This window comes from Pseudomonas sp. SC3(2021), assembly GCF_019856535.1.
GTDB classification, from domain to species: domain Bacteria; phylum Pseudomonadota; class Gammaproteobacteria; order Pseudomonadales; family Pseudomonadaceae; genus Aquipseudomonas; species Aquipseudomonas monsensis.
On record NZ_CP082236.1, the window covers coordinates 1,522,312 to 1,540,957 of the forward strand.

At 62.3% G+C, this 18,646-nt stretch carries 1 pseudogene; it reads left to right on the forward strand.

Annotation, left to right across the window (positions count from 1 at the left end):
* The first annotated feature begins 272 nt into the window (after nt 1-272).
* A pseudogene (locus tag K5Y35_RS06675) lies at nt 273-18,610 on the forward strand (LapA family giant adhesin).
* The last annotated feature ends 36 nt before the right edge of the window (nt 18,611-18,646 follow it).

Sequence of the window (18,646 nt, forward strand, 5' to 3'; positions counted from 1 at the left end):
TCGGAAAGTTCAAAACAGGAACTGGATCACACGCTAAAGGACAGGTCGCCGCGGAAATATCAATGTGACATTAGTGGGGCGATTGTTTAGGATGGCACCCATAAGGTCAATAGTTTGGCATAAAGTTAATCGCGAAAGAATATAGCCAAATTATTGACGAAAACATGCGTCAATCTTGATTCGCAAATTTTAAAAGTACGTCCAGACTGAATCGGCGCCCGAGCCATCAGGTGTATGGAAGTCAACTGAACGTGACACCCGGAGAGTCTTCAATGAGCAGTGTTGTTGCCGTCGTCAAAAGCATTGTCGGTCAGGTATTCGTGGTGTCCCCAGAGGGCGTACGCCGCGTACTCGTTGAAGGCGATCGACTGTTTGTCGGCGATCAGATTGACACTGGCCTCTCTGGCGCCGTGTCGCTGGAACTGGCTGATGGCCGCACCCTGGACCTGGGCCGCGAAACCCAGTGGAGCGCCAACGCGCCCGACTACAGCACTGACCTGGCCGAAGCCACCGCGCAGGCCGCACCCTCTGTAGCCGAGTTGCAGCAGGCCATCGCCGCCGGTGCCGACCCGACCACCGCCCTTGAAGCCACCGCTGCCGGCGCCACCGCCGCAGGCACTGGCGGTGCCGCTGGTGGCGGCCACAGTTTCGTGATGCTCGACGCCACCGCTGGCCGCGTCGACCCGACCATCGGCTTCCCGACGGCGGGCATCAATGCCGGCGCACAAGCGGCGCAGAACATCACCGGCGGCCAGACCACCGACACCACCACCAACGCCCTGCGTGAGTCGACCCTGAGCCTCAGCGCCACGCCGACCATCACCGAAGCCGGCGGCGTGCTGGTGTACACCGCGACCCTGACCCAGGCGCCGCTGACCGACCTGACCATTACCCTGTCCAACGGCTCGGTGATCGTGATTCCGGCCGGCTCTACCAGCGGCACCGTCAATGTGCCGCTGGCACCGAACGACACCGTTTATAACGACCCGACCCAGATCGACGTGACCGTCACCGGCACCACTGGCGGTAACGGCATCACTGTGACCCCGCCGACCACCCCGGCCACGACCCAGGTCACTGACACCATCGACACCACCACCGTCACGCTGACCGCTGGCAACAGCGTCACCGAAGGCGGCCAGATCACCTACACCGCGACGCTGACCAACCCGGCGCAGACGCCGGTGACCGTCACCCTGTCGAACGGTTCGACCATCACCATCGAAGCCGGCCAGACCACCGGCACCGTCAACGTGCCGACTCCGGCCAACGACGTCTATAACAACGGCAGCACCGTCACCACGACGATCACCGGCGCTACCGGCGGCAACTTCGAAAACCTGGTGCCGAACCCGACACCGGCGGTGACCACCATCACCGATTCGATCGACACCACCAACCTGACCCTGACCGCTACCGGTACCGTGGTCGAGGGTGGCCAGATCACCTACACCGCGACCCTGACCAACCCGGCGCAGACGCCGGTAACGGTCACCCTGTCGAACGGTTCGACCATCACCATTGAAGCCGGCCAGACTACCGGCACCGTCAACGTGCCGACCGCGCCGAACGACGTCTACAACAATGGCGGCACCGTCAGCACCACCATTACCGGCGCCACCGGCGGCAACTTTGAAAGCCTGGTGCCGAACACCACGCCGGCGACCACCACCGTTACCGACTCGATCGACACCACCAGCGTGAGCCTTACCGCCACTGGTACGGTCGTCGAAGGTGGCCAGATCACTTACACCGCGACGCTGACCAACGCCGCGCAAACCCCGGTGACGATCACCCTGTCGAACGGCTCGACCATCACCATTGACGCCGGCAAGACCACAGGATCGGTCAACGTGCCGACTGCGGCCAACGACGTTTACAACAATGGCAGTACCGTCAGCACCACCATCACCGGTGCTACCGGCGGCAATTTCGAAAACCTGGTGCCGAACACGACGCCAGCGACCACCACCATTACCGATTCGATCGACGACACCAACCTGTCGCTGACAGCCACCGGCACCGTGGCTGAAGGCAGTTCGATTGTTTACACCGCAACCCTGACCAACCCGGCCGGCACACCAGTCACTGTGACCCTGAGCAACGGCTCGGTAATCACCATCGAAGCCGGCAAGACCACCGGCACCGTGACCGTTCCGGCGCCAGCCGATGACGTCTATAAAGACGCCGGCAAAGTCGAAGTCACCATCAAGGACGCCACCGGCGGCAACTTCGAAAACCTGGTGCCGAGCACCACACCAGCCGTTACCGAAGTAACTGACACCATCGACACCTCGACCGTGAAACTCACGGCTGACACCACTGTGGCTGAAGGTGGCACCGTCACCTACACCGCCACCGTCGGCGCGCCGGTCACCGGCTCGCCTGTCATCGTGACCTTGGCCAACGGTCAGAGCATCACCATCGAAGTCGGCAAAACCAGCGGCACCGTGACCACCACCGCGCCTAACGATGCGCTGGCCGGCAATGCGCCGCTGACCAACTCGATCACCGGTGTTTCCGGTGGTAATTACGAAGATCTGGTCGCCGACAAGACCCCGGTTTCGACCACTGTTACCGACGTCGCCGATACCACCAACCTGTCGCTGAGCGCGACCGGTTCCGTGGCCGAGGGTGGTTCGATCGTTTACACCGCGACCCTGACCAATCCGGCCGGCACGCCAGTCACCGTGACCCTGTCGAATGGCTCGGTGATCACCATCGAGGCCGGCAAAACCACTGGCACCGTGACCGTTCCTGCGCCAGCCGATGACGTCTACAAGGACGCAGGCAAGGTCGAAGTCACTATCAAAGACGCCACCGGCGGCGACTTCGAGAATTTGGTGCCGAGCACTGTTCCGGCCGTCACCGAAGTGACTGACACCATCGACACCTCGACCGTGAAGCTGACGGCCGACACCATTGTGGCTGAAGGCGGCACCGTCACCTACACCGCTACTGTCGGCGCGCCGGTCACCGGTTCGCCGGTCGTGGTGACCCTGGCCAATGGTCAGAGCATTACCATCGAAGTCGGCAAAACCACCGGCACCGTGACCTTCACCGCGCCGAACGATGCGCTGACCGGTCAGGCGTCGCTGGGTAATTCGATCACGGGTGTAAGCGGCGGTAACTACGAAAACCTGGTGGCCGACAAGACCCCGGTTTCGACCACGGTCACTGACACCGTCGACACCACTGACCTCTCGCTCAGCGCCACCAACTCGGTCGCCGAGGGCGGTTCGATCATCTACACCGCGACGCTGACCAACCCGGCCGGCACCCCGGTGACCGTGACTCTGTCGAACGGGTCGGTAATCACCATCGAAGCGGGCAAAACCACCGGCACCGTGACCGTTCCTGCACCAGCCGATGACGTCTACAAGGACGCAGGCAAGGTCGAAGTCACTATCAAAGACGCCACCGGCGGCGACTTCGAGAATCTGGTACCGAGCACCGTGCCGGCTGTGACCGAAGTCACCGATACCGTCGACACCACCACCGTCAAACTGACCGCTACCGAATCGGCAGCTGAAGGTGGCACCGTTACTTACACTGCCACCGTTGGCGCACCCGTCACCGGTTCGCCTGTCGTCGTGACCTTGGCCAACGGCCAGAACATCACCATCGAAGTCGGCAAAACCACCGGCACCGTTACCACCATTGCGCCGAACGATGCGCTGACCGGCCATGCGCCGATCACCAACGCGATCACGGGCGTGAGCGGCGGTAACTACGAGAATCTGGTCGCCGACAAAACCCCGGTCAGCACCACCGTCACCGACACTACTGACACCACCGACCTGACGCTGAGCGCGACCGGCACCGTGGCTGAAGGCGGTTCGATCGTTTACACCGCAACGCTGACCAACCCGGCCGGCACCCCGGTGACTGTGACCCTGTCGAACGGTTCGGTAATCACCATCGAAGCCGGCAAAACCACTGGCACCGTGACCGTTCCTGCACCAGCCGATGACGTCTACAAGGACGCCGGCAAGGTCGAAGTCACTATCAAAGACGCCATCGGCGGCAACTTCGAGAATTTGGTGCCGAGCACTGTTCCGGCCGTCACCGAAGTGACTGACACCATCGACACCTCGACCGTGAAGCTGACGGCCGACACCACTGTGGCTGAAGGCGGCACCGTCACCTACACCGCTACTGTCGGCGCGCCCGTCACCGGTTCGCCTGTCGTCGTGACCCTGGCCAACGGCCAGAACATCACCATCGAAGTCGGTAAAACCAGCGGCACCGTGACCACCATTGCGCCGAACGATGCGTTGACTGGCCATGCTCCGCTGACCAATGCGATCACGGGTGTAAGCGGCGGTAACTACGAAAACCTGGTGGCCGACAAGACCCCGGTTTCGACCACGGTCACTGACACCGTCGACACCACTGACCTCTCGCTCAGCGCCACCAACTCGGTCGCCGAGGGCGGTTCGATCGTTTACACCGCGACCCTGACCAATCCGGCTGGCTCGCCAGTCACCGTGACCCTGTCGAACGGTTCGGTAATCACCATCGAAGCGGGCAAAACCACTGGCACCGTGACCGTTCCGGCACCAGCCGATGACGTCTACAAGGACGCAGGCAAGGTCGAAGTCACTATCAAAGACGCCACCGGCGGCGACTTCGAGAATTTGGTGCCGAGCACTGTTCCGGCCGTCACCGAAGTGACTGACACCATCGACACCTCGACCGTGAAGCTGACGGCCGACACCATTGTGGCTGAAGGCGGCACCGTCACCTACACCGCTACTGTCGGCGCGCCGGTCACCGGTTCGCCGGTCGTGGTGACCCTGGCCAATGGTCAGAGCATTACCATCGAAGTCGGCAAAACCACCGGCACCGTGACCTTCACCGCGCCGAACGATGCGCTGACCGGTCAGGCGTCGCTGGGTAATTCGATCACGGGTGTAAGCGGCGGTAACTACGAAAACCTGGTGGCCGACAAGACCCCGGTTTCGACCACGGTCACTGACACCGTCGACACCACTGACCTCTCGCTCAGCGCCACCAACTCGGTCGCCGAGGGCGGTTCGATCATCTACACCGCGACGCTGACCAACCCGGCCGGCACCCCGGTGACCGTGACTCTGTCGAACGGGTCGGTAATCACCATCGAAGCGGGCAAAACCACCGGCACCGTGACCGTTCCTGCACCAGCCGATGACGTCTACAAGGACGCAGGCAAGGTCGAAGTCACTATCAAAGACGCCACCGGCGGCGACTTCGAGAATCTGGTACCGAGCACCGTGCCGGCTGTGACCGAAGTCACCGATACCGTCGACACCACCACCGTCAAACTGACCGCTACCGAATCGGCAGCTGAAGGTGGCACCGTTACTACACTGCCACCGTTGGCGCACCCGTCACCGGTTCGCCTGTCGTCGTGACCTTGGCCAACGGCCAGAACATCACCATCGAAGTCGGCAAAACCACCGGCACCGTTACCACCATTGCGCCGAACGATGCGCTGACCGGCCATGCGCCGATCACCAACGCGATCACGGGCGTGAGCGGCGGTAACTACGAGAATCTGGTCGCCGACAAAACCCCGGTCAGCACCACCGTCACCGACACTACTGACACCACCGACCTGACGCTGAGCGCGACCGGCACCGTGGCTGAAGGCGGTTCGATCGTTTACACCGCAACGCTGACCAACCCGGCCGGCACCCCGGTGACTGTGACCCTGTCGAACGGTTCGGTAATCACCATCGAAGCCGGCAAAACCACTGGCACCGTGACCGTTCCTGCACCAGCCGATGACGTCTACAAGGACGCCGGCAAGGTCGAAGTCACTATCAAAGACGCCATCGGCGGCAACTTCGAGAATTTGGTGCCGAGCACTGTTCCGGCCGTCACCGAAGTGACTGACACCATCGACACCTCGACCGTGAAGCTGACGGCCGACACCACTGTGGCTGAAGGCGGCACCGTCACCTACACCGCTACTGTCGGCGCGCCCGTCACCGGTTCGCCTGTCGTCGTGACCCTGGCCAACGGCCAGAACATCACCATCGAAGTCGGTAAAACCAGCGGCACCGTGACCACCATTGCGCCGAACGATGCGTTGACTGGCCATGCTCCGCTGACCAATGCGATCACGGGTGTAAGCGGCGGTAACTACGAAAACCTGGTGGCCGACAAGACCCCGGTTTCGACCACGGTCACTGACACCGTCGACACCACTGACCTCTCGCTCAGCGCCACCAACTCGGTCGCCGAGGGCGGTTCGATCATCTACACCGCGACGCTGACCAACCCGGCTGGCTCGCCAGTCACCGTGACCCTGTCGAACGGTTCGGTAATCACCATCGAAGCGGGCAAAACCACTGGCACCGTGACCGTTCCGGCACCAGCCGATGACGTCTACAAGGACGCAGGCAAGGTCGAAGTCACTATCAAAGACGCCACCGGCGGCGACTTCGAGAATTTGGTGCCGAGCACTGTTCCGGCCGTCACCGAAGTGACTGACACCATCGACACCTCGACCGTGAAGCTGACGGCCGACACCATTGTGGCTGAAGGCGGCACCGTCACCTACACCGCTACTGTCGGCGCGCCGGTCACCGGTTCGCCGGTCGTGGTGACCCTGGCCAATGGTCAGAGCATTACCATCGAAGTCGGCAAAACCACCGGCACCGTGACCTTCACCGCGCCGAACGATGCGCTGACCGGTCAGGCGTCGCTGGGTAATTCGATCACGGGTGTAAGCGGCGGTAACTACGAAAACCTGGTGGCCGACAAGACCCCGGTTTCGACCACGGTCACTGACACCGTCGACACCACTGACCTCTCGCTCAGCGCCACCAACTCGGTCGCCGAGGGCGGTTCGATCATCTACACCGCGACGCTGACCAACCCGGCCGGCACCCCGGTGACCGTGACTCTGTCGAACGGGTCGGTAATCACCATCGAAGCGGGCAAAACCACCGGCACCGTGACCGTTCCTGCACCAGCCGATGACGTCTACAAGGACGCAGGCAAGGTCGAAGTCACTATCAAAGACGCCACCGGCGGCGACTTCGAGAATCTGGTACCGAGCACCGTGCCGGCTGTGACCGAAGTCACCGATACCGTCGACACCACCACCGTCAAACTGACCGCTACCGAATCGGCAGCTGAAGGTGGCACCGTTACTTACACTGCCACCGTTGGCGCACCCGTCACCGGTTCGCCTGTCGTCGTGACCTTGGCCAACGGCCAGAACATCACCATCGAAGTCGGCAAAACCACCGGCACCGTTACCACCATTGCGCCGAACGATGCGCTGACCGGCCACACCCCGCTGACCAATGCGATCACTGACGTAAGCGGCGGCAACTACGAGAATCTGGTCGCCGACAAAACCCCGGTTTCGACCACGGTCACTGACACTGTCGACACTACCAACCTGTCGCTCACTGCGACCGGCACCGTGGCTGAAGGCGGGTCGATCGTTTACACCGCGACCCTGACCAATCCGGCCGGCACCCCGGTAACCGTGACTCTGTCGAACGGTTCGGTAATCACCATCGAAGCCGGCAAAACCACTGGCACCGTGACCGCTCCTGCGCCTGCCGATGACGTCTATAAAGACGCCGGCAAAGTGGAAGTGACGATCAAGGACGCGACTGGCGGCAACTTCGAGAACCTCGTTCCGAGCACCGTTCCAGCCGTCACCGACGTGACCGATACCGTCGACACCACCACCGTCAAACTGACCGCCACCGAGTCGGCCGCTGAAGGTGGCACCGTCACCTACACCGCTACTGTTGGCGCACCGGTCACCGGTTCGCCGGTGGTCGTGACCCTGGCCAACGGCCAGAACATCACCATCGAAGTCGGCAAAACCACCGGCACTGTGACCACCACCGCGCCGAACGATGCGCTGACTGGCCACGCGCCGCTGACCAACGCGATCACCGACGTTTCCGGCGGCAATTACGAAAACCTCGTGGCCGACAAAACCCCGGTCAGCACCACCGTCACCGACACGGTCGACACCACCAACCTGTCGCTGAGCGCCACCGGTTCGGTGAACGAAGGCGGCCAGATCACCTACACCGCGACCCTGACCAATGCTGCTGGCTCGCCGGTCACCGTGACTCTGTCGAATGGTGCCGTGATCACCATCGACGCCGGCAAAACCACCGGCACCGTCACCGTCGACGCACCGAAAGACGACGTCTACAAAGATGCCGGCACGGTTGAAGCAACTATCAAAGGCGCGACTGGCGGCGACTTCGAAAACCTGGTCACCAGCACAGCGCCAGCGGTCACTACCGTCAACGACACTATCGACACCTCCACCGTGTCGCTGACCGCCACGGCGAACGTCGCTGAAGGCGAAACCGTGGTCTACACCGCAACCGTGACCGCGCCAGTGACTGGCTCGCCGGTTGTCGTGACCCTGTCCAACGGCCAGACCATCACCATCGCTGTCGGTGAAACCACCGGCTCGGTGAACTTCGTTGCACCGAACAGCCCTCTGGCCGGCGGCAGCTCGCTGAGCGTGACCATCGACGGCGCCACTGGCGGCAATTTCGAAAAACTGGCGGTCGACGGCAAGTCCGCCGACACCAAGGTTTCGGACACCACCGACACCACCAACCTGAACCTGACCGCGACCGATTCGGTGGCTGAAGGCGGGTCGATCGTTTACACCGCGACGCTGACCAACCCGGCCGGCACCCCGGTAACCGTGACTCTGTCGAACGGTTCGGTGATCACCATCGAAGCGGGCAAAACCAGCGGCACCGTGACTGTTCCTGCGCCAGCCGACGACGTTTACAAAGACGCCGGTAAAGTCGAAGTCACGATCAAGGAGGCAACGGGCGGCAACTTCGAGAATCTGGTGCCAAGCACCGTGCCGGCCGTGACCAACGTCACCGATACCATCGACACCACCACCGTCAAACTCACCGCGACCGAGTCGGCGGCTGAGGGCGGCACCGTAACCTACACCGCGACCGTGGGCGCGCCTGTGACCGGTTCGCCAGTTGTCGTGACTTTGGCCAATGGTCAAACCATCACCATCGGTGTCGGCCAGACCACCGGCACCGCGACCACCACCGCACCGAACGATGCGTTGACTGGCCATGCTCCGCTGACCAACTCGATCACCGACGTTTCCGGCGGCAATTACGAAAACCTCGTGGCCGACAAAACCCCGGTCAGCACCACCGTCACTGACACTGTCGACACTACCAATCTGTCGCTCAGCGCGACCGGCTCGGTGGCTGAAGGTGGCTCGATCGTCTACACCGCAACCCTGACCAACGCTGCTGGCTCGCCAGTGACCGTGACCCTGTCCAACGGCGCCGTGATCACCATCGAAGCCGGCAAAACCACTGGCACCGTGACCGTCCCGGCCCCGGCTGATGACGTTTACAAAGACGCAGGCAAAGTCGAAGCGACGATTTCGACCGCCACCGGTGGCAACTTCGAGAACCTGGTACCGAGCACTGTTCCAGCCGTCACCGAAGTCACCGACACCATCGACACCTCGACCGTCAAACTGACGGCCGATACCTCCGTGGCTGAAGGCGGTACCGTTACTTACACCGCCACTGTTGGCGCTCCAGTAACCGGCTCGCCTGTCACTGTGACCTTGGCCAACGGTCAGAACATCACTATCGAAGTCGGTAAAACCACCGGCACCGTGACCTTTACAGCTCCGAACGATGCGTTGACCGGCCAGGCGCCGCTGACCAATTCGATCACCGGCGTGACCGGCGGCAATTACGAAAATCTCGTGGCCGACAAAACCCCGGTCAGCACCACCGTGACCGACACCGTCGACACCACTAACCTGTCGCTCAGCGCGACCGACTCGGTGGCTGAAGGTGGCTCGATCGTCTACACCGCAACCTTGACCAACGCTGCTGGCTCGCCAGTCACCGTGACCCTGTCGAATGGCGCGGTAATCACTATCGAAGCCGGTAAAACCACCGGCACCGTGACTGTTCCTGCGCCAGCCGACGACGTTTACAAAGACGCCGGTAAAGTCGAAGTCACGATCAAGGAGGCAACGGGCGGCAACTTCGAGAATCTGGTGCCAAGCACCGTGCCGGCCGTGACCAACGTCACCGATACCATCGACACCACCACCGTCAAACTCACCGCGACCGAGTCGGCGGCTGAGGGCGGCACCGTAACCTACACCGCGACCGTGGGCGCGCCTGTGACCGGTTCGCCAGTTGTCGTGACTTTGGCCAATGGTCAAACCATCACCATCGGTGTCGGCCAGACCACCGGCACCGCGACCACCACCGCACCGAACGATGCGTTGACTGGCCATGCTCCGCTGACCAACTCGATCACCGACGTTTCCGGCGGCAATTACGAAAACCTCGTGGCCGACAAAACCCCGGTCAGCACCACCGTCACTGACACTGTCGACACTACCAATCTGTCGCTCAGCGCGACCGGCTCGGTGGCTGAAGGTGGCTCGATCGTCTACACCGCAACCCTGACCAACGCTGCTGGCTCGCCAGTGACCGTGACCCTGTCCAACGGCGCCGTGATCACCATCGAAGCCGGCAAAACCACTGGCACCGTGACCGTCCCGGCCCCGGCTGATGACGTTTACAAAGACGCAGGCAAAGTCGAAGCGACGATTTCGACCGCCACCGGTGGCAACTTCGAGAACCTGGTACCGAGCACTGTTCCAGCCGTCACCGAAGTCACCGACACCATCGACACCTCGACCGTCAAACTGACGGCCGATACCTCCGTGGCTGAAGGCGGTACCGTTACTTACACCGCCACTGTTGGCGCTCCAGTAACCGGCTCGCCTGTCACTGTGACCTTGGCCAACGGTCAGAACATCACTATCGAAGTCGGTAAAACCACCGGCACCGTGACCTTTACAGCTCCGAACGATGCGTTGACCGGCCAGGCGCCGCTGACCAATTCGATCACCGGCGTGACCGGCGGCAATTACGAAAATCTCGTGGCCGACAAAACCCCGGTCAGCACCACCGTGACCGACACCGTCGACACCACTAACCTGTCGCTCAGCGCGACCGACTCGGTGGCTGAAGGTGGCTCGATCGTCTACACCGCAACCTTGACCAACGCTGCTGGCTCGCCAGTCACCGTGACCCTGTCGAATGGCGCGGTAATCACCATCGAAGCCGGTAAAACCACCGGCACCGTGACCGTCCCGGCACCGGCTGATGACGTTTACAAAGACTCCGGCACCGTGCAGGCGACCATCAGCACCGCCACCGGTGGCAACTTCGAGAACCTGGTGCCAAGCACTGTTCCGGCCGTCACCGAAGTCACCGACACCATCGACACCTCGACCGTCAAACTGACGGCCGATACCTCCGTGGCTGAAGGCGGCACCGTCACTTACACCGCGACTGTTGGCGCTCCAGTAACCGGCTCGCCGGTCACCGTGACCCTGGCCAACGGTCAGAACATCACCATTGAAGTCGGCAAAACCACCGGCACCGTGACCTTCACCGCTCCGAACGATGCGTTGACCGGCCACGCGCCGCTGACCAACTCGATCACCGGCGTGACCGGCGGCAACTACGAAAATCTCGTGGCCGACAAAACACCGGTCAGCACCACCGTGACCGATACCGTCGACACCACTAACCTGTCGCTCAGCGCTACCAATTCGGTCGCTGAAGGCGGTTCGATTGTTTACACCGCGACCTTGACCAATGCCGCTGGCTCGCCAGTCACCGTGACCCTGTCGAACGGCGCGGTAATCACCATCGACGCCGGCAAAACCACCGGCACAGTGACCGTCCCGGCACCGGCTGATGACGTTTACAAAGACGCCGGCACCGTACAGGCGACCATCAGCACCGCCACCGGTGGCAACTTCGAGAACCTGGTGCCGAGCACTGTTCCGGCCGTCACCGAAGTCACCGACACCATCGACACCACCACCGTCAAACTCACCGCGACCGAGTCGGCGGCTGAGGGCGGCACCGTAACCTACACCGCGACCGTGGGCGCGCCTGTGACCGGTTCGCCAGTTGTCGTGACTTTGGCCAATGGTCAAACCATCACCATCGGTGTCGGCCAGACCACCGGCACCGCGACCACCACCGCACCGAACGATGCGTTGACTGGCCATGCTCCGCTGACCAACTCGATCACCGACGTTTCCGGCGGCAATTACGAAAACCTCGTGGCCGACAAAACCCCGGTCAGCACCACCGTCACTGACACTGTCGACACTACCAATCTGTCGCTCAGCGCGACCGGCTCGGTGGCTGAAGGTGGCTCGATCGTCTACACCGCAACCCTGACCAACGCTGCTGGCTCGCCAGTGACCGTGACCCTGTCCAACGGCGCCGTGATCACCATCGAAGCCGGCAAAACCACTGGCACCGTGACCGTCCCGGCCCCGGCTGATGACGTTTACAAAGACGCAGGCAAAGTCGAAGCGACGATTTCGACCGCCACCGGTGGCAACTTCGAGAACCTGGTACCGAGCACTGTTCCAGCCGTCACCGAAGTCACCGACACCATCGACACCTCGACCGTCAAACTGACGGCCGATACCTCCGTGGCTGAAGGCGGTACCGTCACTTACACCGCGACTGTTGGCGCACCGGTAACCGGCTCGCCAGTTGTCGTGACTTTGGCCAACGGCCAGACCATCACCATCGGCGTCGGTCAGACCACCGGTACCGCGACCACCACCGCACCGAACGATGCGTTGACTGGCCATGCTCCGCTGACCAATGCGATCACTGACGTAACAGGTGGCAACTTCGAGAACCTGGTGGCCGACAAGACCCCGGTATCGACCACCGTCACGGATACCGTCGACACCACCAACCTGTCGCTGTCCGCGACCGGCACCGTAGCCGAGGGCGGTTCGATTGTTTACACCGCAACCTTGACCAACGCTGCTGGCTCGCCAGTGACCGTGACCCTGTCGAACGGCGCGGTAATCACCATCGAAGCCGGTAAAACCACTGGCACCGTGACCGTTCCTGCGCCAGCCGACGACGTTTACAAAGACGCCGGCAAAGTCGAAGCAACCATTTCGACTGCCACCGGTGGCAACTTCGAAAACCTGGTGCCGAGCACCGTACCGGCAGTGACCAACGTCACCGACACCATCGACACCACCACCGTCAAACTGACAGCGACAGAGTCGACTGCTGAGGGTGGCAATGTCACCTACACCGCTACTGTCGGCGCACCGGTAACCGGCTCGCCAGTTGTCGTGACTTTGGCCAACGGTCAGACGATCACCATTGGAGTTGGCCAGACCACCGGTACCGCGACCACCACCGCACCGAACGATGCGTTGACCGGCCATGCGCCACTGACCAATTCGATCACCAACGTGAGCGGTGGTAACTACGAAAACCTCGTGGCGGACAAGACGCCGGTCAGCACTACGGTGACCGACACTGTCGACACGACCAATCTGTCGCTCAGCGCTACCAATTCGGTCGCTGAGGGCGGTTCGATTGTTTACACCGCGACCCTGACCAACGCCGCTGGCTCGCCAGTCACCGTGACCCTGTCCAACGGCGCGGTAATCACCATCGAAGCCGGTAAAACCACCGGCACCGTGACCGTCCCGGCACCGGCTGACGATGTCTACAAAGACGCCGGCACCGTGCAGGCGACCATCAGCACCGCCACCGGTGGCAACTTCGAAAACCTGGTGCCGAGCACTGTTCCAGCCGTCACCAGCGTTACCGATACCATCGACACCACCACGGTGAAACTGACCGCGACCGCCACGGCGGCAGAGGGCGGCAACGTCGTCTACACCGCAACCGTCGGCGCACCAGTAACCGGTTCGCCAGTCGTGGTAACCCTGGCCAACGGCCAGACCATCACCATCGGCGTCGGTCAGACCACCGGTACCGCGACCACCACCGCACCGAACGATGCGTTGACTGGCCATGCTCCGCTGACCAACGCGATCACCAACGTCAGCGGCGGTAACTACGAAAACCTCGTGGCGGACAAGACGCCGGTCAGCACTACGGTGACCGACACTGTCGACACGACCAATCTGTCGCTCAGCGCTACCAATTCGGTCGCTGAGGGCGGTTCGATTGTTTACACCGCGACCCTGACCAACGCCGCTGGCTCGCCAGTGACCGTGACGCTGTCCAACGGCGCCGTGATCACCATCGACGCCGGTAAAACCACTGGCACCGTGACTGTTCCTGCGCCAGCCGACGACGTTTACAAAGACGCCGGCACCGTGCAGGCGACCATCAGCACCGCCACCGGCGGCAGCTTCGAAAACCTGGTCACCAGCACAGCTCCGGCCGTCACCAGCGTCACCGACACCATCGACACCACCACGGTGAAACTGACCGCGACCGGTACAGCGGCTGAAGGCGGCAACGTCGTCTACACCGCCACCGTCGGTGCTCCAGTAACCGGTTCGCCAGTTGTGGTAACCCTGGCCAACGGTCAGACCATCACCATTGGCGTTGGCCAGACCACCGGCACCGCAACCACTACCGCACCGAACGATGTGTTGACCGGCCATGCGCCGCTGACCAATTCGATCACCAACGTGAGCGGTGGTAACTACGAAAATCTGGTCGCCGACAAAACCCCGGTCAGCACTACCGTGACCGACACTGTCGACACCACTAACCTGTCGCTGAGCGCGACCCCGGCGGTGAACGAAGGTGGCCAGATCACCTACACCGCAACCCTGAGCAACGCCGCCGGCTCGCCGGTGACCGTGACCCTGAGCAACGGCTCGGTGATCACCATCGACGCTGGCAAAACCACCGGCACCGTGACCGTCCCGGCACCGGCTGACGACGTCTACAAAGACGCCGGCACCGTGCAGGCGACCATCACCGGTACCAGCGGCGGCGGCTTTGAAAACCTGGTCACCAGCACGACACCGGCCGTGACCAGCGTCGCCGACACCATCGACACCACCACCGTCAGCATCACCGGCAGCAGTTCGGTGACCGAAGGCCAGACCGCCAGCTACACGGTCAGCCTGAACCACCCGGCGCAAACCGAAGTGACCCTGAAAATCGTCTACAGCGGCACCGCCGCCGACGGTTCGGACTTCACTGGCGTGTACACCGTGAAGATCCCGGCGGGCGCCAGCAGCGCGCAGTTCAACGTCGCGACCATTGATGACAAGATCACCGAAGGCACCGAAAACTTCGTGGTCAAGATCGACTCGGCCACCGGCGGTAACTTCGAGAACCTGGCCGTCAGCAGCACCAACGGCAGCGTCAGCACCTCGATCATCGACAACGATGCGCCACCGGTCATCGACCTCGACGCCAACAACTCCAGCGGCGCCACCGGTGCCGACTACAAGGTGACGTTCACCGAAAACACCCCGGGCGCCGGCGTGTCGATTGCCGACACTGACCTGACCATCACCGACCCGGACAGCACCATGCTCACTGGCGCGACCATCGTGCTGACCAACCGTCAGGACGGCGATGCGCTGAACCTGGGCAACAGCGTCAATGGCATCACCATCAATGCCAACAGCACCAACGGCACGGTGACCCTGACCCTGTCGGGTAATGCGACGCTCGCCGACTACATGCAGGCGATCAAGAACATCAGCTTCACCAACGGCAGTGAAAACCCGAGCACCGTGCCGCGGATCATTACCGTGACCGTGACCGATGGCGGCAACTACTCCAACACGGCGACCACCACGGTCAACGTGGTGGCGGTCAACGATGCGCCGGTCGCAGCCCCGGTCAACGTCACCGGCACCGAAGACACGCCGCTGATCCTCGGCTGGTCGACCTTCGGTGTGACCGACGTCGACAGCCCGGCCAGCAGCCTCGGCATCAAAATCACCCAACTGCCGGGCGAAGGCAAACTGCAGTATCTGGACGGTTCGACCTGGAAAGACGTCGCCAACAACCAGACCTTCAGCAAGGCTGACATCGACGCCGGCAAACTGCGCTTCATGCCGGATGCCAACGAATCGGGCGTCAATGGTTACGGCGGCACCGGCGTGGGCAACAACCAGGCCGACTACGCGCAGATCAAGTTCCAGCCAACCGACGGCCAACTGCTGGGCAACACCGGCACCGTGAAGATCGACATCACGCCTGTGGCCGATGCCCCGACCGTGAGCGTGGCCGACAACAGCGTGAATTCCACCGGGCTGGTCAAGGAAGTCTGGACCGGCCTGTCGGGTCTGGGCACCAGCGGCGCAGGCGCGGACTCGACCACGTTGAAAACCGTCATCGACGGCGCTGGCACCCCGAACTCCAGCGGCACCGTGACCAACGTGCAGTCGGACGGCAGCGTGACCGCCGGCACCGCGTCGAAAACTTCGGGCCTGATCTACCTGGAAGCCGGCAAGACCTACAGCTTCAGCGGTGTGGCCGACGACAGCCTGCTGATCACCATCGGCGGCAAGAGCGTGGCGTCGGGTACTTGGGGGGCGGGTGGTGCGATCAGCGGTTCGTTCACCCCGACCACCAGCGGTTACTACACCCTGGACATCTACCACCACAACCAGAGCGGCCCGGGCAGCTATGACGTGAACCTGTCGGTCAACGGCAGCACGCCAATCGACCTGAGCAGCGCCGGCGTGCCGATCTACACCGGCGTGCAGGATCTGGTGAACGCCGGCGTGACCGTCTCCGATCTGCACGGCACTAACGGCGAAGGTTATTACGACGGCTACAAGCTCAACACCGGCGCTGAAGGCACCACGGTGAAACTGTCGGCGATCAACACCGCCCTGACCGACACCGACGGCTCGGAAACCCTGAGCGTGAAGATCAGCGGTGCGCCGGTCGGCTCGGTGCTCTCCGACGGTAACGGCCACAGCTTCACCGTCACCGCGAGCAACGGCGAAGCCAACGTCACCGGCTGGAACCTGGGCAGCCTGACCGTAACCCCGCCGACCTACTACAACGGCCAGTTCAACCTGACCGTGACCTCGACCTCCACCGAGATGGTCGGCGGTTCGGCCAGCAGCACCGCGACCATTCCGGTCACCGTAGTGCCGGCGGTCTATAACGCGGCGGTCGCCACCTCCGGTGATGACACCTTCAATGGCACCGATGGCAACGACATCATGGTCGCCGACATCGGCGGTCTGACCGTGGTGCCGGGCACCAACTACAACATCGCGTTCATGGTCGACAGCTCGGGCAGCATGAGCACCTCGTCGATCAACGCTGCCAAGGACTCTCTGACCTCGGTATTCAACACCCTCAAGCAGAGCCTGGGCGGCAGCAACTCGGGGACGGTGAACATCTTCCTGGTGGACTTCGATACCCAGGTCAACAAGTCGGTGTCGGTGAACCTCAACGATCCGAACGCACTGACCAAGCTCAAAGCCGTGCTCGACTCGATGTCGTCCGGCGGCGGCACCAACTACGAAGACGTGTTCAAGACCACGGCCAACTTCTTCCAGAGCGCGGAAGCCGTGGCCAACACCGGGGCGAAGAACCTTACGTACTTCATCACTGATGGCCAGCCGACCTACTACCAGAGCGGCGAGCAGACCAACCCGACGCTGTACGGCAACGTGAAGTTCGACAGTGTGGTAACGACCAGCAACTACAAGCTGGGCGATACTTTCAGCATCTACATCGACAACACGCATTACCTGAGCATCAGTGCCAACGGCAGTGTGCAGCTGCAGGTCTACACCAGCCGTTACGGCTGGACCGCGACCAACCTGGGCACCGTTCATGCCCAAGGCGACGGGACCTACGAGTTGTCGAGCCTGGCGGGTACCGGTAACAGCACCACATCGGCTACCACCGATAACTCCAGCAGCAGCTTCACCTTGCTCAGCGGTCTGTCGAACGTCGAAGCCATCGGTATCAACAGTGGTGTCAGCCTCAACGACCTGAAACCGTATGACTCGGATCACTCGCCGCAAACCAACATCGACCCGAAAGACCTGGCCAACTCAATCATCGGCCATACCGAAGCGACGCTGCCGGGCAACGACACCGTCAGCGGTGGCGACGGCAACGACATCCTGTTCGGCGATCTGGTGAGCTTCAACGGCATCGCCGGTGAGGGTTATCAGGCGATGCAGGCGTTCGTAGCGCAGCAGACCGGCGTCGACGTCAGCAAGGTCACCACCAGCAACGTGCACCAGTACATCACCGAGCACTATCAGGCGTTCGATGTGTCTGGCGCGCATGACGGCAACGACACCCTGTTGGGTGGCGCGGGCAATGACATCCTGTTCGGCTCGGGCGGCAACGACCTGCTCGATGGCGGCAAGGGCAATGACATTCTGCTCGGCGGCACCGGCAACGACACGCTGATCGGCGGTCAGGGCAACGACATCCTGATCGGTGGTTCCGGCGCCGACACCTTCGTCTGGAAGGCTGGCGACACCGGCAACGACGTGATCAAGGACTTCAATGCCAATGAAGGCGACCGCATCGACCTGCGCGATCTGCTGCAGGGCGAGACCGGCAGCACCATCGACAACTTCCTGAAAATCACCACGGTCGACGGCGTGTCGTCGCTGCAAGTCAGCTCGGCGGGCAAGTTCAACTCGGCCGATGCCGCCGCCGCGACACCGGACGTGACGATCAAACTGGAAGGCAACAACTGGTCGAGCGCCAACATCCATAACCTGATTGCCGGCAGCGACCCGACCATCAAGGTCGACCACAACAACAGCTGATGCGTGAACAAAACGGCCGCCCTCAGGGGCGGCCGT